At 55.6% G+C, this 25,882-nt stretch carries 28 protein-coding genes; 1 reads left to right on the forward strand and 27 read right to left on the reverse strand.

Going from position 1 to position 25,882, the window contains the following annotated elements; genetic code table 11:
* Positions 1-458: 458 nt before the first annotated feature.
* From C7445_RS07400 to rsmD, 27 genes are all read right to left on the reverse strand, one after another.
* Positions 459-1,397 (reverse strand): ribokinase, encoded by a 939-nt coding sequence (locus C7445_RS07400; protein WP_341770542.1) that lies wholly within the window; start codon positions 1,395-1,397, stop codon positions 459-461.
* Positions 1,398-1,414: 17 nt separating this feature from the next.
* The gene (locus C7445_RS07405) at positions 1,415-2,380 is read right to left on the reverse strand and encodes a D-ribose ABC transporter substrate-binding protein (RefSeq protein ID WP_134159457.1); all 966 of its coding nucleotides are present in this window, start codon (positions 2,378-2,380) and stop codon (positions 1,415-1,417) included.
* 51 nt (positions 2,381-2,431) lie between these two features.
* A complete protein-coding gene (locus tag C7445_RS07410; protein ID WP_134159458.1) occupies positions 2,432-3,361 on the reverse strand; it encodes an ABC transporter permease in 930 nt (309 codons plus the stop codon).
* A complete protein-coding gene (locus C7445_RS07415; RefSeq protein WP_134159459.1) occupies positions 3,358-4,860 on the reverse strand; it encodes a sugar ABC transporter ATP-binding protein in 1,503 nt (500 codons plus the stop codon). The genes C7445_RS07410 and C7445_RS07415 overlap by 4 nt, the downstream gene beginning before the upstream one ends.
* 18 nt (positions 4,861-4,878) lie before the next feature.
* Positions 4,879-5,271 (reverse strand): D-ribose pyranase, encoded by a 393-nt coding sequence (gene rbsD, locus C7445_RS07420; RefSeq protein ID WP_134159460.1) that lies wholly within the window; start codon positions 5,269-5,271, stop codon positions 4,879-4,881.
* A gap of 65 nt (positions 5,272-5,336) precedes the next feature.
* Positions 5,337-6,326: a LacI family DNA-binding transcriptional regulator gene (locus C7445_RS07425; protein ID WP_279586209.1), complete on the reverse strand. Its 990-nt coding sequence runs from the start codon at positions 6,324-6,326 to the stop codon at positions 5,337-5,339.
* Between the two features lie 475 nt (positions 6,327-6,801).
* Entirely contained in the window at positions 6,802-7,578 is a 777-nt protein-coding gene (gene trmD, locus C7445_RS07430; RefSeq protein WP_134159462.1) for a tRNA (guanosine(37)-N1)-methyltransferase TrmD, read from the reverse strand.
* Between the two features lie 2 nt (positions 7,579-7,580).
* Positions 7,581-8,123, reverse strand: coding sequence for a ribosome maturation factor RimM (rimM, locus tag C7445_RS07435; protein ID WP_134159463.1), 543 nt, complete (start codon positions 8,121-8,123; stop codon positions 7,581-7,583).
* On the reverse strand, positions 8,120-8,542 hold the full coding sequence (locus C7445_RS07440) for a YlqD family protein (protein WP_134159464.1): 423 nt from the start codon (positions 8,540-8,542) through the stop codon (positions 8,120-8,122). The genes rimM and C7445_RS07440 overlap by 4 nt, the downstream gene beginning before the upstream one ends.
* A 21-nt stretch (positions 8,543-8,563) precedes the next feature.
* A complete protein-coding gene (locus tag C7445_RS07445; RefSeq protein ID WP_134159465.1) occupies positions 8,564-8,794 on the reverse strand; it encodes a KH domain-containing protein in 231 nt (76 codons plus the stop codon).
* A 40-nt stretch (positions 8,795-8,834) separates the two neighbouring features.
* Positions 8,835-9,107, reverse strand: a complete 273-nt coding sequence (gene rpsP, locus C7445_RS07450; RefSeq protein WP_006446925.1) for a 30S ribosomal protein S16 — start codon at positions 9,105-9,107, stop codon at positions 8,835-8,837.
* A gap of 21 nt (positions 9,108-9,128) precedes the next feature.
* Positions 9,129-10,595 (reverse strand): signal recognition particle protein, encoded by a 1,467-nt coding sequence (ffh, locus tag C7445_RS07455; protein ID WP_134159466.1) that lies wholly within the window; start codon positions 10,593-10,595, stop codon positions 9,129-9,131.
* Positions 10,588-10,983, reverse strand: coding sequence for a YlxM family DNA-binding protein (gene ylxM / locus C7445_RS07460; RefSeq protein WP_243835060.1), 396 nt, complete (start codon positions 10,981-10,983; stop codon positions 10,588-10,590). The genes ffh and ylxM overlap by 8 nt, the downstream gene beginning before the upstream one ends.
* 36 nt (positions 10,984-11,019) lie before the next feature.
* Entirely contained in the window at positions 11,020-11,931 is a 912-nt protein-coding gene (gene ftsY / locus C7445_RS07465; RefSeq protein WP_208320863.1) for a signal recognition particle-docking protein FtsY, read from the reverse strand.
* 31 nt (positions 11,932-11,962) lie between these two features.
* On the reverse strand, positions 11,963-15,535 hold the full coding sequence (gene smc / locus C7445_RS07470) for a chromosome segregation protein SMC (protein ID WP_134159468.1): 3,573 nt from the start codon (positions 15,533-15,535) through the stop codon (positions 11,963-11,965).
* The gene (gene rnc / locus C7445_RS07475; protein WP_134159469.1) at positions 15,516-16,241 is read right to left on the reverse strand and encodes a ribonuclease III; all 726 of its coding nucleotides are present in this window, start codon (positions 16,239-16,241) and stop codon (positions 15,516-15,518) included. The genes smc and rnc overlap by 20 nt, the downstream gene beginning before the upstream one ends.
* Positions 16,242-16,394: 153 nt before the next feature.
* Complete coding sequence (gene fabF / locus C7445_RS07480) at positions 16,395-17,639, reverse strand: beta-ketoacyl-ACP synthase II (RefSeq protein ID WP_134159470.1); 1,245 nt, start codon at positions 17,637-17,639, stop codon at positions 16,395-16,397.
* A gap of 67 nt (positions 17,640-17,706) precedes the next feature.
* Positions 17,707-17,946, reverse strand: coding sequence for an acyl carrier protein (gene acpP, locus C7445_RS07485; RefSeq protein ID WP_006446918.1), 240 nt, complete (start codon positions 17,944-17,946; stop codon positions 17,707-17,709).
* A gap of 24 nt (positions 17,947-17,970) precedes the next feature.
* On the reverse strand, positions 17,971-18,711 hold the full coding sequence (fabG, locus tag C7445_RS07490) for a 3-oxoacyl-[acyl-carrier-protein] reductase (RefSeq protein WP_134159471.1): 741 nt from the start codon (positions 18,709-18,711) through the stop codon (positions 17,971-17,973).
* Positions 18,708-19,664, reverse strand: a complete 957-nt coding sequence (gene fabD / locus C7445_RS07495) for an ACP S-malonyltransferase (RefSeq protein WP_134159472.1) — start codon at positions 19,662-19,664, stop codon at positions 18,708-18,710. The genes fabG and fabD overlap by 4 nt, the downstream gene beginning before the upstream one ends.
* A complete protein-coding gene (plsX, locus tag C7445_RS07500; RefSeq protein WP_243835061.1) occupies positions 19,661-20,698 on the reverse strand; it encodes a phosphate acyltransferase PlsX in 1,038 nt (345 codons plus the stop codon). The genes fabD and plsX overlap by 4 nt, the downstream gene beginning before the upstream one ends.
* Positions 20,698-21,288 (reverse strand): transcription factor FapR, encoded by a 591-nt coding sequence (gene fapR, locus C7445_RS07505; RefSeq protein ID WP_341770544.1) that lies wholly within the window; start codon positions 21,286-21,288, stop codon positions 20,698-20,700. Before fapR ends, plsX begins: the two co-directional genes overlap by 1 nt.
* Before the next feature lie 214 nt (positions 21,289-21,502).
* Positions 21,503-21,679: a 50S ribosomal protein L32 gene (gene rpmF / locus C7445_RS07510; protein WP_074693168.1), complete on the reverse strand. Its 177-nt coding sequence runs from the start codon at positions 21,677-21,679 to the stop codon at positions 21,503-21,505.
* 36 nt (positions 21,680-21,715) lie between these two features.
* Entirely contained in the window at positions 21,716-22,228 is a 513-nt protein-coding gene (locus C7445_RS07515) for a YceD family protein (protein ID WP_243835041.1), read from the reverse strand.
* A 37-nt stretch (positions 22,229-22,265) separates the two neighbouring features.
* A complete protein-coding gene (locus C7445_RS07520; RefSeq protein WP_134159474.1) occupies positions 22,266-23,060 on the reverse strand; it encodes a patatin-like phospholipase family protein in 795 nt (264 codons plus the stop codon).
* A gap of 7 nt (positions 23,061-23,067) precedes the next feature.
* Entirely contained in the window at positions 23,068-23,553 is a 486-nt protein-coding gene (gene coaD, locus C7445_RS07525; protein WP_243835043.1) for a pantetheine-phosphate adenylyltransferase, read from the reverse strand.
* Positions 23,554-23,565: 12 nt separating this feature from the next.
* The gene (gene rsmD, locus C7445_RS07530; RefSeq protein ID WP_243835044.1) at positions 23,566-24,081 is read right to left on the reverse strand and encodes a 16S rRNA (guanine(966)-N(2))-methyltransferase RsmD; all 516 of its coding nucleotides are present in this window, start codon (positions 24,079-24,081) and stop codon (positions 23,566-23,568) included.
* A gap of 423 nt (positions 24,082-24,504) precedes the next feature.
* Between rsmD and C7445_RS07535 the strand changes: the two genes are divergently transcribed.
* Positions 24,505-25,875 carry an amidase gene (locus C7445_RS07535; RefSeq protein WP_134159476.1) on the forward strand — a complete coding sequence of 457 codons (1,371 nt, stop codon included), beginning with the start codon at positions 24,505-24,507 and terminating at the stop codon, positions 25,873-25,875.
* The last annotated feature ends 7 nt before the right edge of the window (positions 25,876-25,882 follow it).

Genomic DNA, 25,882 nt, shown 5'->3' on the forward strand with positions numbered 1-25,882 from the left:
AAACTCTCAATGAAATCTCACTATCCCGCATACGCGAGACAGATAAACTGGCGTGGTGTGTGTTTAGTTTTCAAGGAGCGACGCTGCCGTTCGAGACAGCCCAATCAATATATCACATCTCACACTTCATCGTCAACCGGTAAGTTTTGCATCGCTCACACACTGGCGAGAACAGCTTCTTACCGACTGTGCTGCTTGGCGTCGCAAACTGCGCCGTCCGAAGCGGCATCGATTACTATACTACGCAGTCTCACGTTTGTCCACTAGAAGATGTTGGTGCAAAGCCATCATCTCAAGTGAACCTGAAGACGCGTAACGCTGCAAGATGAAGGCCGCTGAATCAGCGGCGAAAAGCATCCTAACACCTTTCGCCGCACGTGTCAAGCGTCCATCCATCGCTAGTTCGAACCATCACACTTTTCAACTTCGCCTCGTATTCACAAAGGCATTCTTTTCAATCAAGCTGTTTCATATTGCTTCAAAAACGAGATGACATCTTCTCTCGTCGGAATGCTGTCCTGCGCCCCTTGCCGAGTGACACAGACTGCCGCCGCGGCCGAAGCGATTTGCAATGAACGCTCTGGAGACGTTACCCCATCCCAGTCCGCCGCAAAAACGCCAAGAAACGTGTCTCCAGCAGCAGTCGTGTCCACCGGGACTACCTGATACGCGGGAGTACTCATAATCCCCCACGCACTCGACACGGCTATACTTCCCGCCGCTCCCAAAGTCACTATCGCCATGCCCGGCCCAAGCTTTAAGAGTCTTTCGCACGCCATGCGCCCTGTCTCGATGTCCGCTACATCCATCCCGACGAGCTCCGACGCCTCTGACTCATTCACGACAATCACGTCGCCTTCTCCTAACAACCCTGCTTCCACAGGCACGACAGGCGCCACGTTCCAAATGACACGCCACCCGCGCCGATGTGCAACATCCAAAGCATGTCGCACAGTCTCCATTGGGATCTCGTTCTGCACGACGAGCGCAGATCCCGGAGGCCAGGGACTCGCTGAGCAGGCTCGCTCCACATCTCTTGGAGTGAGCATACGATTCGCACCTTCACAGACGACGATGCGGTTTTGGCCATCAGACTCCACCGTAATGAGTGCCATACCGGACGGACCTCTTTTCTCGACAAGCCCACTCACATCGCCACCGGAGGACTGAAGCACTGCGCGTAGCGTCGTTGCAAACGCATCCGCACCGACGGCCCCCACCATACGCACCCGTGCACCATGTCGCGCTGCCGCAATGGCTTGATTCGCTCCCTTTCCACCGGTGTATAGATGCGCATGTGGGGTCTTGACCGTCTCACCGGCCTGCGGTACGTGATCCACCACGGCCACTATGTCCATATTCAGACTACCTACCACCGTGATGTCCACTTTCAACACCCCATACTTCTTTGAGATCAGAAGCCTTTGAACGCTGTATTCTTCTCCACGAGGTGGAGAGGCGAGTTGACTTGCTTCGGCACTTTCTCACCCTTCGCCAACTTAACCGCGTATTCTACACCCAACACGCCCTCTTGCGTCGGTTGCTGCGCAACATCGGCGTACATGACACCCTGATGCACATCACTTACTGCCTCTTTCTCTCCGTCAATACCGACAACCTTAATGTTACGCTTACCTGACGCCTGAATCGCTTTCAACGCCCCGAGTGCCATCTCATCGTTCTGAGCAAACACTCCTTGAATGTTGGGATGTGCCTGCAAGATGTTCTGCATCACGTTCAAAGCCTGGCTACGGTCGAAATTTGCTGTTTGGCGGGCCACGACCGTAATTCCGTGCGATTTCTCAATCTCCTGATCAAACCCTTTTTCGCGATCCGCTTCCGCCGAAGTGCCTATCACGCCCTGCAACTCGACAACCTGACCCTTGCCCCCGACAGCCTTGATTAGTTCATCAGCTGCCATTTTGCCCGCCTCCACGCTGTTGGACGCAATGAAACAAGACACATCACCTTTCGTGACGCTACGGTCCAACGTCACCACGGGAATATGCGCTCGGTTTGCCTGCGCCACTGCGGTGGACAGGCTCTGGCTGTCAGCAGGGTTGAGAATGATTGCGCTGACGTGCTGCTGAATCAAATCCTCAACCTGATTCAACTGCGTCGCTGGATCGTTATTGCCGTTCAAGACCGTCACCTGAACGCCAAGTTTCTTCGCTTCCTGCTGCACTCCATTCGACATCGCGACAAAGAACGGATTATTTAACGTAGACACCGCAAATCCGATGCGAATTTGCTTGGTACTCGCCGTTCCCGAGTTAAGCTTGGTAGCGGAACCAACGTTCGATGTTGTCGAAGTTCCGCACCCGGCCAACACTCCTGTCGCCACCACACCGACTGCCAACGCTGCATACCACTTTTTCACCAGAAAGACCCCCTTCAATTTGTACAATCTATGAGATGGTGCCGAAGCACCTTATCTCCCTTCAGATTTCTTGCGGTCCAACATGATAGCGATAAGAATAACAAGTCCTTTGACTGCGTCCTGATAGAACGAACTCACATTGAGTAAGTTCAATCCGTTGTCGATCACGCCAAGGATCAATGCGCCAATGATGGTTCCTACTAACGTACCTTCCCCGCCCATGAGGCTCGTACCACCCAATACGACCGCGGTGATCGCGTCAAGTTCATATCCATTGCCTGCGGTCGGCTCCGCGGTCGCGAGGCGAGAAGTCAAAACCAGCCCTGCCAGTGCAGCCAATATGCCGCTTACCATATACACCACAACTAGATACCGTTTCGCGCGCACACCTGCGAGATATGCCACTTTCTCATTCCCGCCAATTGCATAAATTCGTCGACCCGCAACCGTTCGTGACAACACAGCCCAGGCGATAAGAAACACCACGACAGTGATCCACACAGGCACAGGGATTCCAAGTATTGCACCGTTGCCGAGGCCATTGAAGGAATTCGGTAGGTTAAAAATTGGCTGCCCGTTCGTGTAAATTTCCGTTAATCCACGAAACAGCGTCATCGTACCAAGCGTCACAATAAAGGGGGCTAAGCGAGCGTAGGCTACCATCACGCCGTTCAACGCCCCGGCCAACCCGCCGATACAAAGTGCAGCAATACCGGCCATCCAAGGACTTATGCCTGCCACCATCCACTGCGCTGCGAGGGCGGAAGAAAAGGCTAGCGTCGATCCGACAGACAAGTCAATGCCCGAGGTCAAAATCACAAATGTCATACCGATTGCCAGCAGAGCATTGACAGACGTCTGCAATGCGACGTCCAACAAATTACTTACGGTAAAGAATTGCCCTGAGGTTACCCCCAGAATGAAAACTAACAGCACGAGCCCCAGCAAGGGTCCTAAGCGATAGCGTCGAAACCAACTCATTCCTGTACACCCTGCCTTCCCGCAACGAGCGTCATAAATACTTCCTGGTCCATCTCGTCGCCCGTCAATTCACCAACTACAGCCTTATCTCGCATGACGTAGACGCGGTCACACATGCCGAGGAGCTCAGGCAAGTCGGACGAAATCATGAGAATACCCTTCCGACGGGCCTTCATTTCGTTCATCAATTGATAAATCTCCTGTTTCGCCCCGACATCCACGCCGCGGGTCGGTTCGTCGAGGACGAGCAACTGCGGATCCCGCGCCAGCCATTTGGCAAAGACGGCCTTCTGTTGATTACCACCGCTCAAGTTGACTACCGGTTGGTCCATATGGTGTACTCGAATCGCGAGACGCTTCACCCACTCTTCGACAAACTCACACTCACGCCGTGTCCGAACAAAACCGGCTCGCTGGCGCTCGTCAAGCGTGGGCAGCGCCAGATTGAAGCGAACCCCGAAAGAAAGAAGCAAACCATCGTCCTTTCGGTCCTCCGTGACAAGGGCCACACCATTCTCGATGGCCTCTCCGGGCGCCCGAAAGTGTATCTGTTCTCCTCGCAGCCGCATCACGCCACCCGTAATACGGTCAATTCCAGTGATCGCCCGCGCCACCTCCGTCCGTCCCGCGCCCATCATTCCACCTATCCCTACAATCTCGCCTGCCCGAACGGTCAACGAGATTGGAGTGGGGAGCCTACGCGTCTGGATTCCGTCAAGCTCCAGAAGCATCTCACCCGGATCGCTGATGGAACGCGGATATCGGTTTTCTACACTGCGCCCTACCATCCGCTCGACCAACAGTTCTTCGGCAACCTCGCGCAAGCAGTACGTTCCCACGGTCATACCGTCGCGCAAGACAGTGACCCGATCCGCCATGGCAAAAAGCTCTTCCAATCTATGCGAGATGTAAATAATACCCACACCCCGCGTTTTCAAGTCCGCAATAATTTGGAACAGCTTCTGGGTTTCCTGAGCGGTCAAAGCGGCCGTGGGCTCATCCATGATCAAGAAACGCAGGTCGCTTTGAAGCGCTTTTGCGATTTCGACAAGTTGGCGTTCTCCGATGCCTAGTTCGGAAACGGGGGTCTCCGGACTCCGGGTGAGTCCTACGAGTTGAAGCAAGGCAAGCGCGTGTTCACGCAATTGCTTATAACGCACCCACCCCAACATCCCTCTAAAATCTTCCTCATAGCCGATCAACAGATTTTCCTGAATAGAAAGATTCGGAAACAGATTTAATTCTTGATGAATTATCGCGATCCCAGCTTTTTTCGAGTCCAGAATGGTCCGAAATGTCTGAGGGACACCGTCGAGGAGAATCTCCCCCGCATCCGCTTGGTAAATGCCTGTTAGCGTTTTCATAAGGGTCGATTTGCCTGCACCGTTTTCACCTAGTAAAGCATGAACTTCACCTCCTTCGACCGTGAAGTTGACACTGCGCAGAACCGATACACCAGAAAAAGATTTCTCAATCCCTCGCATTTCAAGGCAGGACACATCCAACCCCCCATTCCATTAAAAAGCTACGCCAGCGACCAGAATCACATTGAGATACGGCGTAAATTCACCTGTCCGGATTACAGCTCGCACATCTGATAAGGTGCGCTTGAGCGTGTCGTGACTCACCCACCGTCCTTGCGAAGAAATCGTCAGTCTTAACTGCTGAACGAGAGACGGATCCCGCGTAGCCAACTCATCGGCCGCAAGAAAATCCTCGACCACCAACTCAAGCAATACGGCCTCCAGAACGTCTACGAAGGACGGAAGCCCGGGAGTGATGGCCAGATCAATTAGAGGAACGCCCGGTGGAACAGGGAGGCCGCAGTCCGCGATCGCGATCATGTCGCCATGACCAAGCTCGGCTATAAGTCTGGACAGCTTCCCATGCAAAACACCATCTCGCTTCATAATTACGAACCCCTTTGTGGTAACGTTTCCACACTAGTGAAATGAAGTCGCTTAGAATGTCACGCCTATCGACGGGTCGACTCCCGAAGCACAAGCTTAGGTTCAAACTTCATCTGTTGATTTTCCGTCGGCGAATCCTTACTTAGCCTGTCATAAAGCAGTTCGAAAGCCGAATACCCCATATCGTAGGCTGGCTGGTCGATAGTCGTCAACGGCGGGCTGACGTAATGAGTAGATGGAATGTTATCATAGCCCACTACAGCGAGATTGTCAGGAACGCGGATACCGAGATTTGCCGCGGCTTGAAGTGCGCCAATTGCCATTAAGTCATTCCCAGCAAATATGCCGTCTACTACATCGCCACGTTGAAAAAGAGCATTGACTAGCTCAAACCCTGATGCATACCGGAAATCTCCCTCAAGGAACATAGGTTCCATACCAGCCTCTTGAATGGCAACTTCGTACCCACGCCGTCGTTCCTGCGCCGATGGAGAGTCCATAGGACCAGCGATATGCACAATGCGTTCGCAACCCACCTCGAGTAAGTGCCTCACGGCAAGCATAGCGCCTTGACGATTGTCCGTCCAAACTGCAAACTCAAAATCTGATGAACGCCGATCCACCATGACGAGAGGCGTTTCCGCCGCCACCTGTTGAACCACGGAAATGTCACTTCGGCTCCCCACCACAATGATCCCGTCCACCCAACGACCGTTCAGCAAGTTGATATACATATTTTCACGATTGGGATTCCAGTCCGAATTGCAAAGGAGCACGGAGTACCCTCGCGCGATCGCCGCATCTTCGACGCCTCGCGACAGTTCGGAAAAGAACGGATTCGCTACATCTGGAATCAAAAGACCGATGGTCGACGTCTGTCGGCTCACCAATCCGCGAGCAATACGGTTCGGCTGGAAGTTTAGCTCACGCATTGCACTTAGAACCTTGCGTTGCGTCTCTCCACCCACGTACCCGCTCTGATTGATAACGCGAGACACTGTGGAAACCGCAACACCCGCCCGTTTAGCTACATCCCTAATTGTGGCCAACTCCATCACCGCTCGAGACAAGATAGCAAGCGCTTTCACCTGCTTGTCGAGATTGTATCAGGAAACGTTTCCATACGCAAGCGATCAAAGATTTGTTTTAAGAAGATATACTGAATATGCAGCCTAGGAAAGTACATCTCAAGGAGATACGTCCATCTTTCAGACGTAAACTACCCGCTAACGCAAACCACAGATGACTTTCGTTAGAAATCAAAAGTCATCAAAACAATGTATGCACCGTTCTATAAGTATTTCGCACGTAGGTCTAGTTTCTGGTATAGCACCGTCTCCACATACCTCTTTCACACAACGACCAGATTGCGCCCAACGATTTGCGAGCATGTGATTCATATGCCATCACCAGCAAAGCTACTCGAACCTACGACAGGAAGGCTCCATACGATACAGTAAGCTTCAGCAGGCGCTCCTTCCCCGGGATACAGCCACGAAAACTGTGCGCCTGCTGAAGCTGAAAATTCATCTATTCAACGTCGATCCCGCTCAAGTCGCCTTGCTCAAACGCAGTCAGCCATGCCCGTTGGCGTGGAGTAAGATGCTCATGCTGCAACAGATCGGGCCGATATTTCCACGTCCGATACAGAGCGTGCCGCTCTCGCCATTGCTCGATCCGCTGATGGTTGCCCGAGACCAGAACCTCGGGTACCGCCAACCCTCGATAGACAGCCGGTCGCGTGAATTGAGGATACTCGAGCAATCCCTGCACGTGTGATTCATCCGCAAGTGACGCCGCATTACCTAAGACGCCTGGTAGCAACCTGGTCACAGCGTCAATGACCGCCATAGCCGCAATTTCGCCACCCGTCATGACAAAATCGCCAAGCGACAACTCCTCGGTTGCCAAAGCCTGACGAACGCGGTCATCAAACCCTTCATAATGGCCGCATACAAGCACGATTCGGTTCGATTGTGCGTATTCCTCCGCCACCTGTTGAGTAAATCTGCGGCCAGACGGGGACAATAATACGACACGTTCGCGCGGCGGTTCCAGTCGGGGATGTAAGCGATTGCGCAGGTCGTCGATGGCATCAAACAGCGGTTCCGGCTTTAACAACATACCTGCGCCACCACCATATGGTGTATCATCGACAGTCCGATGCCGATCCTTTGCGTATTGGCGAAAGTCGATCAACTCAATCTCAACCGCGCCTATCTCCACAGCACGTTTCATCATGCTCTCGCCGAGCACACCCGAAAACATATTCGGAAAAAGCGTCAACACGTGAATCGCAAGCGCCATCCTCAGCCCTCCGATTCGCTGTCGTCATCCAACAGGCCTGGCAAGAGATGGACCGTCATCTTGTTCGCAGCGAGATCGACGGCCAGAATACAATCCGGAATCGCTGGTAAAAGAATGTCGGATTGCCTCCCTGAACGACGAACGACATAGACGTCGTTGGCGCCTGGCGTCAATACCTCGACCAATCTCCCCAGCCGCTCACCCTCATCCGTAAATACATCCAACCCTACAAGTTGATGAATGTAATACGTACCTTCAGGCAGAGGCAGCAATTGCTCCTCTGAGACACAGAGCTCAAGCCCACGCCAGCGCTCGACGTCATGGATACTGTTCAGCCCTTTGAATCCGACGATCCACATGTTTTGATGCTTGCGGCCACTTCGCACCTCGACCTCGGTGATGGGTGTTCCGCCCTCAGGTCGCACAAACAGCATGGATCCCGGCGCAAACCTTTCTTCCGCAAAATCGGTCCGCGGATAAACCCGTACTTCCCCGCGCAGCCCGTGCGGTTTTGTCATCACACCGACTGTGTAGTAGGTCGTCACCCTTCGATCCGCTGCCCGTTTTGGCGAATTTCGACGACAGTGCCGTCTCGCACAATGATTTCCGACCCGAGCAACACCTTTGTCCAATCGTCACCAGGCTTAACTTCAACGGTGGTTTCCACGGTCATGTTTTGGATTTCAGCACCCAGCTCCATCTGTTGAAACTGTTGCATTTGCTGAAATAACTCTTCCCGCCTCTGCTCGCGCACGCGCTTTTCATTCTCGACTTGCTGGCGGACCTGCTGCGCCAACTCACCGCTTTGCGCCATAGCCTGTTCGATAGCTTGCTTGCCTTGCTCCTCAATTTGTTCCAATTCGTTCATAACCTGCTCAATCTGTCGGCGTTGTTCTGCGATAATTTGCTGCTTTGCTGCTTCCGTCAAAATAAACTTAACTGCGACAGGTTGCCGAATAATCACTGAAATCTCCTCGCATCCTCATTATGACTGAATGTCGACAAACACCCGTTTTTTCTGACGATACGCTGCGGCACTGACCACATTGCGAATGGCCTTGGCCACCCGCCCCTGCCGACCGATCACGCGACCCACATCGTCCGCGTGTACCTTAACTCGATAGGTGATCGTATCGCCTTCTTCGATTGGAGAAACCAAAACGTCGTCAGGATGGTCGACCAGAGAGCGGACAACATATTCAACCAAATCTTTCACCAGCGATCACTCCGAAGGGCGGCCATAGGCCGCCCGCAGTTCACTTCTGAAACTTTTGTTCATGGAATTTCTTCATAATGCCTTCCAAATGGAACAGGTAACGCACTTTGTCGGAAGGTTGCGCTCCCGTACCCAGCCAATACAAAGCGCGTTCTTCGTCGATTTGGATTTGCGCAGGCTCAGTCAGTGGATTGTACGTGCCGATTTCCTCGACAAAACGACCATCGCGCGGCGAACGAGACTCCGCAACGACGACACGATAGAACGGACGCTTCTTTGCACCCATACGCTTCAAACGAATCTTTACTGCCATTCTGTAATACCCTCCAGATAGTTATTTTCGCTTCTTCTTACGATGCTGGCGCTGCCTAGGCTCGCCACCGCTCCCCGCAAACGAGTTAGCTGGCATGTCCGATAACGAAGGCATATCCTTAAGCCCAGACATCCCCCCGAGCCCGCCCATCGCCTTCAAAGCGCTCATCGCGCCTCTTCGACTCATGCGCTTGCCCATGCCGGTAAACCGTTTCATCATCTCACGGGTTTGCTCGAACTGGTTCAGCAATTGGTTCACTTCACGAACAGTCGTCCCGCTGCCGTTAGCAATCCTCCGTCGGCGGCTTGCGTTCATCACACTCGGGTCTTCCCGCTCCGCAGGTGTCATCGAGGAGATGATGGCATCCATTCGCAAGAATCGCCGATCGTTCAAATCGATGTTCTCGAGACCTTTCATGCGATTCATGCCAGGAATCATCTTTAGAACCTGATCGAGCGGCCCCAGGTTGCGCACTTGGCGGAACATCTCTTGGAAATCGTTCAAGGTAAAGCTCGATGTGCGCATCCGCGCTTCCATCTCTTTCGCCTTTTCCAAGTCGATCCGCTCTTGAGCGCGCTCGATCAAGCTCAACACATCGCCCATACCGAGGATGCGCGACGCGAGCCGGTCTGGATGGAACGGCTCCAGCGGTTCAATTTTCTCACCAAGACCGACGTACTTGATAGGACATCCCGTCACTGCACGCACCGTGAGTGCCGCACCGCCGCGTGCGTCGCCATCAAGTTTGGTGAGAATGACCCCGGTGACGCCCAACCGCTGATGAAACGTCTCGGCGACATGGACAGCGTCCTGACCGGTCATCGCGTCCACCACCAGGAGAATTTCGGTCGGCTGCACAGCCGCCTTCATCCCCTCGAGTTCCTCCATCAACTGGTCATCGATGTGCAGACGCCCTGCGGTATCGATCAGGACGATGTCGGCTCCGGCCCTCTCCGCTTCCGCTAAGCTCGCTTTGGCGATATCGACCGGATTCGCATCAGCCCCTTGATCGAATACCGGAATGTCAATCTGCTTCCCGAGCACTTTGAGCTGGTCAATCGCCGCGGGGCGGTACACGTCGGCTGCGACGAGCAATGGCCGATGCTGGTGTTGACGGAATGCAAGGCCTAGTTTTGCGATCGCGGTCGTCTTACCCGCACCCTGCAGGCCCACTAGCATGACGACAGTCGGCGGTTTCGAAGCCATTTGGATGCGCGCCTGTGCACCACCCATCAACTCCGTCAGCTCTTCGTAGACGATCTTCACGACCTGTTGCCCTGGCGTCAAACTTTTCTGCAGATCTTGACCAACCGCTCGTTCCCGAACGCGATTGACAAAATCGCGCACAACCTTGACGTTGACATCCGCGGCGAGCAACGCGAGCCGAATTTCACGCATGGCCTCTTGCACATCCGCCTCCGTCAAACGCCCTTTTCCGCGAAGCCGGTTGAGTGCAGACTGCAGACTGTTCGACAAACTCTCAAGCATCCGCCTCACCTCCCGTCAAGCTCGACAGTGTGGCAGCCATCTGCTCGATGGCCCTTTGCATATGCGTACGATCCGCCTCTGGCAAGCGCGGCCCGACCACCTTCCAGCAGTCGGTGAGCCGCGTCCAAGCCGTGCGTTGTTTCGCCGCAATCTCCTGCAGATGGAGTGCCGCTTCGTACACTTCAAGCTGCTCGCCGACGCGACGAAGTTGATCATGCACCGCTTGACGACTGATCGACAGAGCAGAACCAATTTCCGCGAGCGACATGTCCTCAAAGTGATACATCTCGATGATCTGCCGTTGGCGCTCAGTGAGCAGCGGCTCGTAGAACGCATAGAGATCGCCTATGCGAGTGACCTCTCTCATACTATCCGGGTTTGGCGTCACTGTCAAGCAAATCTCCTTTACACCTCAAATGAAGCGTTAGGGCCTGCAAACCGCTTCCGCGTAAGCGGTCGCATCAAACGGTTGCAGGTCTTCGACTCCTTCGCCAAGGCCAATCCACTTCACCGGTATCCCTTGCTCGTGCACAATCGGCAGGACGATCCCGCCTTTCGCCGTGCCATCCAACTTGGTGATAACAATGCCGGTGACATCAACGACCTCTTTGAAGACCTTTGCCTGCATCAGGCCGTTTTGTCCCGTTGTCCCATCGAGCACAAGGAGCACTTCATGCGGCGCCCCCGGCATCTCTTTCGAGACGACCTTGCGAATCTTTGCCAACTCCGCCATCAGGTGCGATTTGTTCTGAAGCCGTCCTGCCGTGTCGCAGATGATGATGTCAACGCCACGTGCCTTTCCAGCCGCGATTGCATCGTAGACGACCGCCGCCGGGTCGGCTCCCTGACTGTGCCGTACAACATCGACACCAACTCGGTTGCCCCAGGCCAGCAGTTGTTCGATCGCCGCTGCACGGAACGTATCCCCAGCCGCAAGCAACACCTTTTTGCCCTGTCCCTGATAATAGTGAGCCAACTTGCCAATGGTCGTCGTCTTCCCTGCACCATTGACACCGACGACCAAAACGAGTGTCGGCCCCTCTGGCTGCAAATTCATTTCTGACGATCCGATGTCAAGCATGTCCCGCATGACGTCGACCATGACGTCTGGCAGATCGTCGGCGTTTTCGATTCGCCGCTTACGCGCGGCAACGCGCACGCGATCGACCAGTTCCAAGGCGGTCTCTACGCCCATATCCGCCGCGATAAACGCCTCTTCCATGTCCTCAAACACCGACTCGTCCAATTTGCGCCCGCGAAAAATGCCCGCGAGTTTGTCCGCTAAAGCATTTCGAGATTTTTGCAGCCCTTTGCGAAAACGTTCAAACAACCCCATACGGACCACCTCCTCCTCTCGCGCTGACTTCTCATGCGGTCTCGTAGTCGATTTCGTCCGCCAAACGCACGCTGACAAGCGAGGAGACGCCTCGCTCGGGCATCGTGACTCCATACAGCGCATCGGCTTCTTCCATGGTGCCTCGCCTATGCGTGATCACGATAAATTGCGTTTCTGCCGCAAAGACCTTGAGCTGTTGGGCAAAACGCGAAACGTTCGCCTCGTCCAATGCTGCCTCCACCTCGTCGAGGACGCAGAATGGCACAGGACGAACGCGAAGAATGGCAAATAACAAGGCCATGGCCGTTAGTGCGCGCTCCCCGCCCGACAGGAGATTTAGGTTCTGCAGCCTCTTCCCAGGAGGCTTGGCGACCACTTCGATGCCGGTTGTGAGCGGATCGTCCGGATTGGTCAGCGATAAATCAGCCTCGCCGCCATTAAACAGAATTTGAAACGCATTGGCAAACTCGGCCTGAATCTGCCGGAAGGTTTCCATAAACCGATTGGCCATTTCCGTATCGATCTCGTCGATGAGTCGCTCCAACTGTTGCTGCGCCTCTACCAAGTCGTCGCGCTGTTCCGTGAGGAAGGTCACGCGTTCGGACAAACGTTCATGTTCTTCGATGGCGCCGAGATTCACATCTCCCAATGCGGCTCGGCGACGGCGCAAAGACTGTACTTCACGCTCTAAGTCATCGACAGTTCCCGTGAGCGGATAGCGAGACTTGGCCCACTCGTACGTCATCCCGTGGTTGTCGCCCATCCTCTGCAACGCATGGGCCAAATCCGCGTCGGCGCGCTCCGCCGCGACCGCTGCTCGGTGCAACAGTTCATCTTCGCGGGCGACCACCTGGCGGGCCTCATGGGCGACTCCCTCCAGTTGGCGAGCCGCCGCCTCGCGTTCCAGCCGCGCTTGACGAGCCAGTTCCAATTGTTGTTCGCCCTCAGCGACGGCGTCAAACAGCGACTGCACGCCGCTTCGCTTGGACGCCGCTTCCTGCCTGAGATCCGCTTCCTCCGTTGCGGCCGTCTGCGCTTCGACATCGAGTATCGCGATGGCCTCGCGCAATCGCGCAGCGCGGTTTGCCAGCTCCTGCTGACGAACGCGCAATCCCTCGCGCTCCTGCCGCAAGGTGGCCACTTCGATGCGCAGTCCTGTCACCTGTTCCTGAGCCTCTGCCAAACGATGTTCCAACTCAGCCAATTCCTTACGTTTGGCCGCAAGCGCCTCTGTCAGTTTCGCCAAGGCGGTCTCCGCCTCCGTCAGGCCGAGTTGGGCAGTCTGTTCGCGCAGCGCGATCGCGTCACTGCCGGACTGTAGCTGCTCAGCCTCCCAGACCAATGCCTCGAGGCGCTCCACAGCAGATTTTTGCTGATATTCGAGTTGACGCATCTGTTCTAGCAACTGTTGCCGTTCATTCGCCAGACGCTCGAGATGCTTCTGGGCTTCAAAGCGAGATTGCTGCGCTTGGCTCACCTGTTCGCGCAATAACTGCTGGCGTTCGACGGTTGATCCTTCGGACTCCTGGAGCTCGCGAAGTTTTTGCTCGAGATCCTGCCTCTCGCGCGATCGGCCAAGCAAGCCGGGTCCCTTGCGGTTGACGTGTCCGCCGGTCATCATACCGCCGGGTGAGACAACATCGCCCTGCAACGTGACAATCCGATAGCGATACTGCAACTCGCGTGCCAAGGCATTCGCTCGCTCAAGATTTGAAGCAATCAAGACATTGCCGAGCAGGTGTTCAACCGCCTGTCGATAGACGGGATCGACATCGACCAAGTCGCTCGCAAGGCCGAGGAAACCCTCCTGACCGCGAACGGATTGTACATCCCCGTCTCGCAGCCGGCGAGATTTGATGACGTCCAGGGGCATAAACGTCGCACGCCCCGCCTGACGCTGTTTCAGCAATTGAATCGCCGCTCGCGCATCGGCCTCGCGATCGACGACGACGTTCTGCAACGCACCGCCAAGAGCCGTCTCAATCGCAATTTCATATTTCTTGTCGACGTGAACAAGCTCTGCGAGCGAACCGCGAATGCCTGCAAGGGCTCCTCGCTGAGCCTGCTGCAATACCGTTCGCACACCGAGTGCATAGCCGTCGTATCCCTGCTCCAGATCGCGCAACAATTCGAGTCTCGCCTGCATCGCTTGCATTTCCGCGCGCAGACGATGCAGTTCCGTGACGGTTGCAGCTTCCGCCGCCGCCGCCTCTTCGCGGATTCCGTCGTGCTCTTGAATACGCGATGCCGCCTGCTCCATCTCAGCTTCGAGTTCGGACGCTCGCTTTGCGAGTTCGCTGTGTGCCGCCACCGCTTCGTCGATCTGCGCCCGCCAGCGGGCCTGATCCTGTTCGAAGCGAGCCCGCTTGCCAGCGTCCGATGCGGCCTGCTCCGCGAGCATTTTCAGCTCATTGCGCAACGAGGCAGCCCGGTGGTTGATTTCAATCAACTCCGCACTCATCTCGTCGATCTCGGCCGTCAGCGCGTTCTTTCGTTCTTCAGTGGCAGAGGCCGCAACCTCGTTCAGTTCCTCCGCGCGTTGATTCAGCTTCGTGGTGACCTCGTGCAAGAACGCGTTCGCACGCGCCAACTCCTGCTCGATGTCCTCCAATTCGCGTGCCTGTTCGATCTGTCGCGCTTGCCGCGCTTCCGCTGCCGCAGCAAGATGTTCGAGGCGCTGATCAATGAGGGCGAGATCGCCCTGCGAGCGTTGGCGTTCTTCGACTAGTTGCACATAGCGCTGTTGCAGGACCTCGACCTGCGACACGGTTTCCTCGAAGCTTGCTCTCGCGCTGCGCCAAGCGGCTTCCGCCTGCGCGAGAGCGGCTTGTGCCTCGTCACGCACCGCCTGTTGTCCCGCCACCGCTGCGGTCGCCTGTTGAAAACGCTCGTGCAAACGATCGATCTCGACGACCAACAACGTGATTTCTGCTTCTTCCAGGGCATCGCTCAATTGCTGATACTGCTCCGCTCGAGCCCGCTCCTCAGCGAGCGGCGCCAATTGCTGCGTTAGCTCCGCCAAAATATCGTCGACGCGGATCAGATTGTTTTCCGTCTCCTCGAGCTTGCGCTCCGCCTCTTTGCGCCGATGCTTAAACTTCACAATTCCGGCAGCATCCTCGAATGGACCGCGCCGATCCTCTGGCCGCGTCGAGAGCATTTCTTCGATCTTGCCTTGGCCGATGATGGAGTACGCGTCCCGCCCCAGTCCCGTGTCCATAAACAACTCATGAATGTCCTTGAGGCGGCACGGCTGGCGATTGATGTAGTATTCGCTTTCCCCAGAGCGAAAGACGCGGCGTGTAATGGTGACCTCGTCAAACACCACTGGGAGATGTCGATCCGCGTTGTCCAAGGTCAGTGAAACTTCACAGAGATTGGTCGGTTTGCGCAGTTCACTACCAGCAAAAATCACATCTTCCATCTTGCTGCCACGCAGATTGCGCACGCTCTGCTCACCGAGCACCCAACGAATGGCGTCCGCAATGTTGCTCTTGCCGCTGCCGTTTGGACCTACAACAGCAGTAACTCCCGGTGACAACACGATCTGGCTCTTATCTGCAAACGACTTGAATCCGACAATGTCAATCTGCTTGAGATACACCAGTCATCTGCTCCCCGGAGTGAAGTTCGGCGAGAGCCGCCAATGCCTTGGCAGCCGCCTGTTGTTCAGCCTCTTTTTTCGATCTGCCGATCCCGACGCCGCGCACCTCGTCCCCCAGTTCCACCTGCACGACGAACTCCCTGGCATGAGCCGGGCCGCGTTCCTCGACGATGCTATACCGCAGCGATGTGCACAGCCTTTGCTGCACAAGCTCTTGCAAAGCCGTCTTATAGTCGACGCCAACCCGAGCGTCCGCAAGGTGTGGAATGACGTGTGTATGCACAAATTTGCGAACGGCATCGATACCCTGATCAATATATAGTGCACCGAGAAACGCTTCGAACACGTCCGCCAGCAATGCAGGTCGCGAGCGACCGCCGCTGCGCTCTTCCCCTCGACCCAAGCGAATAAACTGTTCAAACGACAGGCGCCGAGCGAACACGACCAGTGACGGTTCACAGACAATCGCAGCGCGCATTCTCGTCAATTCGCCCTCAGGCAAACGAGGATACGTGTGGTATAAAAAGTCGCTGATGATCAGTTCCAACACGGCATCGCCAAGAAATTCGAGGCGCTCGTTATCTTCAACATGTGCCTTGCGGTGCTCATTGCGGTACGACGCATGTGTAAACGCCTGTTTTAACAGGTTGAGATCCGTAAAACGAAAGTCCACAATCTCTTGCAATTGCTCCCATTTCGTCTGCAAAGCTTCCTCTCCCCTTCGGGGATTTTGAGGCGCAGCCTCAACGCGCGAAACCGCTCACCCGAAGCTGAGCAACGCGGTTGCGGCGGTCCCTCAAAACCCTCATGGTACAAAAGCCCCCGGTATGACCAGGGGCTTGTCTCACTGCAATTGACTTTATTCGGCCGCATATTTCCGGAAGATCAAAGACGCATTGTGGCCACCAAAGCCAAATGAGTTGGACATCACGACCTTCACATCGCTCTTGCGAGCGACGTTCGGCACATAATCCAAGTCACATTCTGGGTCTGGTGTTTCATAATTCGTCGTTGGCGGAATCATTCCTTCTTGCAGCGTTTTGACGCATGCCACCGCCTCGACGCCACCAGCAGCCCCCAATAAGTGGCCTGTCATCGACTTAATCGAGCTCATTGCCAGCTTATAGGCGTGATCGCCAAACAGCCGCTTCACAGCCAAAGTTTCGATCCGGTCATTGAACTCCGTCGACGTTCCGTGCGCGTTGATATAGTCGATATCCGACGTCTCCAATCCGGCATCTTCAAGCGCAGCCTTCATCACGCGATACGCCCCGTCGCCATTCGGATCCGGTGCCGTCACATGGTAGGCGTCGCCCGACATCCCATAGCCGACGATCTCGGCAAGGATGTGTGCACCGCGTGCCTGCGCACTCTCGAGGGATTCTAAAATGAGAATCCCTGCCCCTTCGCCCATGACAAAGCCGTCTCGGTCTTTATCGAACGGCCGGCTGGCGCGCGTGGGTTCATCATTGCGAAGCGAGAGAGCTTTCATATTGCTAAACCCAGCCAGTGCGATATCGACCACTGCAGCTTCGGCGCCGCCGGCGATCATCACGTCTGCCGCCCCGCGCTGAATGATCTTAAACGCATCGCCGATGGCGTTCGAACCGGTCGCACACGCGGAAACAGGAGAACTATTGGGACCGCGAACTCCGAATTCAATGGAAACTTGTCCAGTCGCCATGTCGCTAATCATCATGGGCACCAAGAACGGGCTGACACGCTTCGGGCCGCGCTCTAGTAAAATGCGATAATTGCTCAACGTCGTCCCGATACCGCCAATTCCCGAGCCGATATAGACACCGATCCGATCCCGATTTTCATCGGTAATGACGAGCCCGGCGTGCGCCACCGCTTCGTGCGCTGCGTACAAGGCGTACTGGGTGAACATATCCATATGTCGAAGTTCTTTTTTATCAATATATCGCTCGGGGTCGAAGTCGTTCACCAAGCCGGCAATTTTGCAAGGATAGTCGGACGTGTCGAAACGATCAATTTCGCGAATGCCCGATTTTCCAGACAGCAGGCTCTCCCAAAAAGCAGAGACGTTATTGCCAACCGGAGAGACCACACCTAGCCCTGTCACAACCACGCGTCGTGCCATCTATTCACCCCCTTACATAGCAGAAAGCCCCGGCTCGCGCACGGGACTATGCCAAACATCAGCCTGATTATCCCTGGTGCTCCGTGATGTATGTAACTACATCGCCCACGGTGCTGATTTTTTCAGCGTCTTCATCAGAGATTTCCAAGTCGAACTCGTCTTCCAACTCCATAATCAACTCGACGATATCGAGAGAATCTGCACCGAGGTCGTCTTTAAAGGTAGCGTCCAGTGTCACCTTATCTTCATCGACGCTGAGTCGGTCGACAATAATCTTTTTTACGCGTTCAAACACATCGTTTGCCATCGTCTCACCTCCTTTTGCAGTATACTACATGACCATGCCGCCGTCGACAGCCAGTACCTGCCCTGTAATATAACGCGCTTTTTCCGACGCCAAAAACACAACGGCATTCGCGACGTCCTCCGGAGTACCTCTGCGTGCCAAGGGAATGTGTTGAAGCAAAGCCTCCAAAGCCTCGGTTCCGAGCGCCGCGGTCATGTCTGTTTCAATGTATCCCGGCGCGATGGCATTGACGGTGATGTTACGCGGCGCCAGTTCCTTTGCCGCTGCCTTGGTTAAACCAACCAGACCCGCTTTTGCGGCGGCGTAGTTGACCTGACCGGCATTGCCCATCAGCCCGACAACAGACGTGATGTTGACGATGGATCCGGAACGCTGCTTCATCATCGGGCGCGAAACCTGACGAAGCATATAAAATGCTCCGCGCAAGTTGGTATTGAGCACGTCGTTCCAATCGTCGTCCTTCATTCGCATCAGCAAGCCATCACGAGTGATCCCGGCATTATTGATGAGTATATCGACTCGCCCAAACTCTTCAAGTGCAGTTTCGACCAACTTGGCCGCCTGGTCGCTCTGGCTTACATCAGCCTTTATTGTTAGCGCACGGACACCGCGCTCCGCGACAAGAGCAGTTGTTTGTGCAGCAGCATCTTCGCTTCCCAAGTAGTTGACAACCACATGATGTCCCGCGTCTGCCAGCGCGATCGCGATGGATCGGCCAATGCCGCGCGACGCCCCTGTGACAATCGCAACTTTTTGTTCGCTCACACTTCTTCGCCCCCGTTGGTCATACGTCTGCAAACCGCGTCGAGCGTCGCAGGATCTTCGGCGTGCAAAGTCTCGAGCGATTTATCAATTTTCCGTACAAGTCCAGACAGTACCGTTCCGGGACCTAATTCGACGATCACGTCGACACCAAGGCGGCGCATGGCAAGCACACTATCCCACCAGCGCACCGGCATGCATAACTGTCGCTTCAGCGCCTCGCGCAAATCGGCTGCCGTTGTGCGGGGATGGCCGTCCACATTGGCGACGACAGGCACCTTGGCAGCCTGGATGTCGACGCTGTCCAAAAGTTCTCCCAAGGCATCCGCCGCGGGTCGCATTAAGCTACAGTGAAACGGGCCGCTTACGGCAAGCGGCAACACGCGTTTCGCGCCACTCGCTTTTGCGAGTTCAGAAGCCCTGCCAACCGCGGCCGTGGTGCCAGAGATGACAATTTGCCCTGGGCAATTGACATTGGCCAGCTCGACGACCTGACCCGTTTCCTCTGCAGCTTGACGGCAAGCAGCTGCAAGTTGCTCCTCATCGAGGCCAAGCACAGCCGACATCGAACCATCACCCGCAGGAACGGCCTCGTCCATCATCCGACCGCGTTGATATACGAGCCGGACTGCATCTTGAAACGAGATGGCTCCGGCTGCAACAAGAGCGCTGTATTCGCCAAGGCTGTGGCCGGCGACAGCGGTCGGCTGGATATCGACCCGTTCAGCGAGCACACGCAAAACAGCCACACTCATGGTCAACAAGGCCGGCTGCGTATTATAAGTCAATTTCAATTCATCTTCAGGACCGGACAGAATCATGCGGGTCAAATGCATATTGAGTACGTCGTCGGCTTCCTCGAAGACCGCCCGCGCAACCGGATACTCATCGATAAGCGCCTGTCCCATGCCCACGTACTGCGCACCTTGGCCGGGAAACACATACGCTACATTCATTTTTCAACATCTCCATACTGATGATCTGGCACCGAAATACGAGCGTTCCGCTCTTCCATGGCCGTCGACAGTTTGCTCAGCAAATCGTTCGCAATAAACTTGCGCGCTTGCGACAAAGCCATGTACCATGCGCGTGGATTGCTGCTTCCATGCGCTTTAATACAGCCTCCATTGACGCCTAGAAAAGGGGCGCCCCCATGCTCGGCCCAGTCGTATCGGTTGCGTAAAGAACGCAACCTGCCACCCACCAGCATGGCGCCCAAGCGCGACGTTACATTGCTCGTCAGCGCTTCGCGAATACCAGAGAACAGACCAATGCCGATACCTTCCGCAAGCTTGAGCACGACATTGCCGACAAACCCGTCACAAACGACGACGTCAGCAGACCCTGCCATCATCTCCCTCGCCTCGACGTTGCCGATAAAGTTCAGTTGAGATTGCGAAAGCAGAGTGAACGTCTGTTTGACAACTGCGTTTCCTTTCGAATCTTCTGTTCCCACATTCAACAGCCCGATCCGCGGGTTTTCGATGTCGAGAACGTGTTTTACATACGCGTCCGCCATATACGCATAGGTCAACAGATTTTCGGCCGAAGCATCCATCGTCGCGCCCGCGTCCAGCAAGAGGACACCCCTACCGTCAAATGTCGGTAAAATGGGCGCCAAAGCAGGCCGCTCCACACCGGGCAGACGACCGATGACGAGCATACCTGCCGCCATGATGGCACCCGTGTTGCCGGCGGAAACCATCACATTCGCCTCGCCGTTTGCCACCATCTGCGCGGCCATGACCAACGATGAATTCGGCTTGCGGCGCACAGCGCGTACGGGCTCTTCTTCCCCAGCGATGACGACGTCAGTGTGCCTGACCGACACGTTCGCAGGAAAACGGCCCTTCGCCAATTCCACAATTCTCTGTTCATCGCCAATAACGATAAAGTGCGTGTCGGAGAATGCGGCCGCCGCCTCGCAGATCCCTTCCACGGGAGCAACCGGAGCATAATCGCCACCCATTGCATCCACGACAATCGTGATCAATCGGCATCCCCCTCATCCATGAACTGTGCCCCTAGGTTTGACGGGTCCTTATGCACCCAGATCACCCCTTGCACCGCAACGTCCCCATAGACGTGACTGACCGCTCGGCAGCGGACGATATCTCCGTGCTCTCCGATCACGTCGACGCGAGCGCGTACCGTCTCCCCGAGGTGCACAGGTCGCGCAAAACGCAGTTCGGTCTTTGCGGTCACGGCGAGATCAGCGTCCATCAGGGCGATGGCCAACGAGTTGATTTGTGAAAACAACACATGTCCACGGACAATATTGGTTCTCCGGAATACGTGAACAGGCTGAATGGTCAACTCCGATTCCGCATACCGGTTCAACTCAAGCTTAACCAGCCGCCCGACCAAATCCTGTTCGTCGAGCGACCGCAGATCATCCTGTCGGTCCGACGCCATCCGGCGAATTCTCTCTCGAACTTCTGGTATGTGAAGCGCACTGCGATCCAACCGGATGGTTGCGACGCTGACGCCGAACTGTTCCGCCAACTGCTCGTCGGTTGCAAACGGATTTTGTTCGAGAAGTGCGACAAGCGCGTACCGGCGCTCGGATTTCTTCAGAATGAATACCCTCTTTCAACGCATGTTCAAACCTCTCTTGGGAGAGACGGAATACCACATAATCATATATTGAATTCATGGACCAGTCTATGATCCATGTCCTAAAACCTATGTACCGATATATGATTCGATATGCTTTGCAAGAGACAAAAAGGCTGTCCTTTGTGCGCGCTGAGTTCCCTGCGCCCGTTAGGACAGCCCTTTTTCCTGCTCAGACTTATTTCACCGCGAGAACAGTCCGCCCTTTATACGTACCGCAGTTTTTGCACGCATGGTGCGGAAGCTTGTACTCCCCACACTGCGGACAAGTGACCAGCGTTGGTTTCTCAAGCTTAAAGTGCGTTCGACGCAGGCGTTTTCTGGTTTTCGAGGTACGATGTTGTTGAACCGCCACACAGGACACCCCCTTTACAGACTACCGCATGCTATCTTACTCCGAAGGGCCATCTGAAAGCAACCCCTTGAGGGCTTCCAATCTCGGATCGATTGTTTGCGTATCGCAGTCACAGTCCCGTTCATTGCGGTTAGAGCCACATACCGGGCACAAGCCTCGGCACGTCTCGCTGCACAGCGGGCGTTCGTCGATCGCCAAAAACATCGCTTGTTCGAGCTCTGGCGTCAAGTCGATTTCATCATCTGCCACCTGTCGAATCTCGTCGTCTGCGGCGTCCGCGGAAAGCGTGTAGGTCTCATGGAGCGGCGCTTCCAATACGCGTTCAAAGCCGCCGAGACACCGACTGCATCGATAGTGAACCACAGTGCGAAGGCATCCCGTCACCTCGATCAAGGGCTGCCGATATGTTGCATGAACACGTACGTCGACATCATCCACCGCTTCGATATCGACGACCAATTGCGCGACGCGCGGCAGCGAGACGACTTCTGCCACATCCACTTCTCCCTCTCGCTTTAATTCCTGAACGTCGATTTTCATCGTATCCATATCCCCTTCCTGCCGCGCCCGGTCGATCGTTTGACGTCTACGAAAACAAGGCTTGCGCCTGGCGAATGGCCCGCCAAATCGCATCCATCTGTTCCATTGTCGCCCGATAGCCGATGTCGATGGCCTCGGCTGCGCGTCCAAATTGCGAGGTGCCAATATGGGCAACGTCTGGGACAATATTCACCGTCGCAAGTTGCGTTCGATGTGCATATACCTCGTCTTGCATCAGGCCCAAACTCTGCACGATCACGTCCAGCATCGATGTCGGCACAGTGCCAACGGGCGTGAAGGACACGTCGACGCCAACGACGACATCGACGCCGAGATCCCAAGCCGCTTGGACTGGCACTCGTTCGATCACTCCACCATCCACATAGACGGCGCCGTCGCGAACCACCGGCACGAATACGCCTGGGATCGAGATGCTTGCGCGAACGGCGTCGGCGATGAGACCAGTGCGAAACACAACGAGCTTACGAGAAACCAAGTCCGTGGCGACAATGGCGAGAGGAATCTGAGTGTCGGCAAACGTGCCCTGGCGCGTCATCAGCGAGACCACTTCGTGCACTTTGTCCCCTTGGATCAACCCCATCCTCGGCACCGTGAAGTCGATCCAATGACGCCGGCGCAGCCCGGTTGCCAAGGCTTTCAGCATATTCGGACCGACGCCCATTGCATAGACAGCGCCAACCAAGGCTCCCATGCTCGATCCGGTCACCGCATGAATCGGCACACCACTGTCGGTCAACGCCGCGATCACGCCGATGTGTGCAAAACCTTTCGCACCGCCCGAACCCAAGGCCAATCCCACGCGCGCATCAGCCACAAACATCGCCCCCTCAGCGCGACACGTGTGCCAGTAGCGCCTCGGCTACGCGCGGCGTGACAAACTGTGAAACATCGCCGCCGTGCATAGCGACATCTTTGACGAGCGAGGAACTGACAAATCCAAACACCGGCGACGTCGGAATGAAGACGACCCGCACGTCCTCAGCAAGCGATCGATTGACATGCGCCATCGCCAGTTCTGCCTGCAAATCCAAATCGTTGCGCACGCCGCGCACCACGCAAACAAACGATTTCCGTTGGTAATAATCTACGAGTAAACCCTCAAAAGAATCCACATGGACATTGCCGATTCCAGAAACCGCATCACGAATCAACGCCATACGCGTCTCTACATCAAACCAGGGCCGTTTATTCGGATTGTGCAACACACTAACAATCAATTCGTCAAACAATGGCGCGGCCTGCTCGACCACATCCAAATGTCCGCGCGTAAACGGATCAAAGGTACCTGGGTACACCGCCTTGCGCATGGTCATCCCCTTCGTCTCTTAGCCAACGACAGGTTGATAAAGGGCTATTGCGATATCGCCATACACCCTATACTTCACCTTGGCAAAATGGTTGATCAAGTCGGGCAGTTCCATCTCCTTGGGAAGTTCGCAGACGACACCGCCGACAACCCGATTTGCTGGCAAGGCCTCTAAAACCGGTTGCCACAATCGCTCGGCATACGGCGGATCGACGAATACGTACGCCAGTGCGTCATCTGCGGTAGACAATCGTGCTATCGCGTGGCGCCAGTGCGTTTGCCACAGTTCCGCTTGAGCAAGGCCATGCACCCGCACCAGGTTGTCACGAACCGTTCGCAAAGCTTTGCCGTCGCGATCGACGAAGATGGCTCGCTCTGCTCCCCGGCTCAGGGCCTCAATGCCAAGGGCCCCCGATCCGGCGAACAAATCGACCACGACCCCTGATAAACTGTGCGGAATCAAATTAAACATCGATTCCTTGACCCTGTCCGTCGTCGGCCTCGTCGCGGCCCCTTTCGGCGCAACCAAAGGCATGCTTCTCCACTTTCCTGCGATCACACGCACCTGTAGACCACACCACCTGTAAATACAATAGGGCTTCCCAACATCATTATCGTTACGTTCAAAGTACCACATCAGTTTGCGGGCACCAAATTCTGAAGATGCGCACCACCTCTGGTATAACTTCCAATCTGGCGGTCGAGAATAAAAACATCAACGGCGACAGCTGTTGTAGGCAACCGTGTGTGAAGAGGCAATCCCCATCCACTCTTCCTCCGGTTTCTCCTCTCCCAGAACGTGTCAGCTGGCCTGACACCAGAAAACCTCACGCGTACCCGGGCGTGAGGTTTTTCTGTATCATTTCGAATGTCACCGCCATCGGCTCCAGCAGTTTGGGTGGCGTAGTATAATACTCCATAGGCCATTCACCAAGCTCACGCAAAAGGAGCATCGTCCATGACACAGGACCAGTCGCCGCGAAGCGTCGTTCAACTGCGCACAGCACTTGCGGAGCGATCGCTGACCGCCGCTGCGAACATCGCCGGATACCTGCGGCGGATCGAAAGGCAAAACGAAACCTTGCGTGCATACCTACACGTCTGTACCGACCGAGCCCAACGCGAAGCCATGGCGCTGGACGCCCTTGCAAGTGGCTTCCCGGAGGCACTCGGACCGCTTGCCGGCGTGCCGGTATCGGTAAAAGACTTGATTGACACGTCATTCGCACCGACGACATACGGCCAAGCGAAATATCGTGAGCATCAGCCACAGACGACTGCGGTCTGCGTGCAAAGGCTGCAGAGTGCACACGCCATTGTCTTGGGCAAGGCACATCTACACGAATTCGCGTTTGGGGTGACCAATGAGAATCCTCATTTCGGATCGGCGCGCAATCCGCTCGATCCCACTCGGATCACCGGCGGATCGAGCGGCGGCAGCGCAGCATCCGTGGCAGCCGGCATGGCCCTCGTCAGCGTCGGCACGGACACAGGTGGCAGTGTTCGCATTCCCGCAGCCTTTACGGGAGTCGTCGGCCTCAAACCGACCTTTGGAGCCATCCCTACAGATGGCGTTTATCCGCTGGCGCCATCACTCGATCACGTAGGCTCTTTCGCCAACACAGTCCTTGACGCCGCACGGGTAGCTGAAGTCATGGCAGGCCTTGCCCCTGGGACGTGGAGCCAAGGACAAACCGAAGCGGACCAGATTCGTCCCATGGCAGCCGGGCTGGTGCAATCCCTGGTTGACGCCTACGCATCGCAGCGTGTCGCCGAATGGTTCTCCAACATGTGCACGTTATTGTCCCGCGAGGGACTCATCCGTGTTGCCGGCGAGGTACCTGTCGACGGCGGGCAAATTGCCATTCATCAAGGCAATATTCTCGGCGCAGAAGCGTATGCGACCCATGCACAATCACTTGCGGATCACCCAGCCGATTACGGTTCTGACGTCTTGGCCCGGCTCCAAGCAGGTCACGACGTGCCTACGACAGATTACATTGCGAGCCGTACCTTCCAGGAGAACTTTCAAGCGGAAATGGATCGTTACCTTCAACGCTACGACTGTTTCTTGCTTCCCACTGTCCCGATTCCTGCCCCGCCGCTTGGCGCAACGACGGTGACAGTGCGCGGCAAGGAGGAAGCCGTGCGCCCGCTTTTGACTCGCTTCACCAACCCGTGGAACCTCGCTGGGTTGCCCGCCATCTCGATACCAGCAGGCAACGTCGACGGCCTGCCCATGGGCCTACAAATCATTGGGCCACGCGGACAAGACGCAAAGCTCGTCCACATGGCCCATGTCGTCGAAACCGCTCTACAAAAGCTTTGATTGCCGT

Origin of the sequence: Alicyclobacillus sacchari, assembly GCF_004366795.1 — a bacterium.
In the GTDB taxonomy this organism is placed as follows: domain Bacteria; phylum Bacillota; class Bacilli; order Alicyclobacillales; family Alicyclobacillaceae; genus Alicyclobacillus; species Alicyclobacillus sacchari.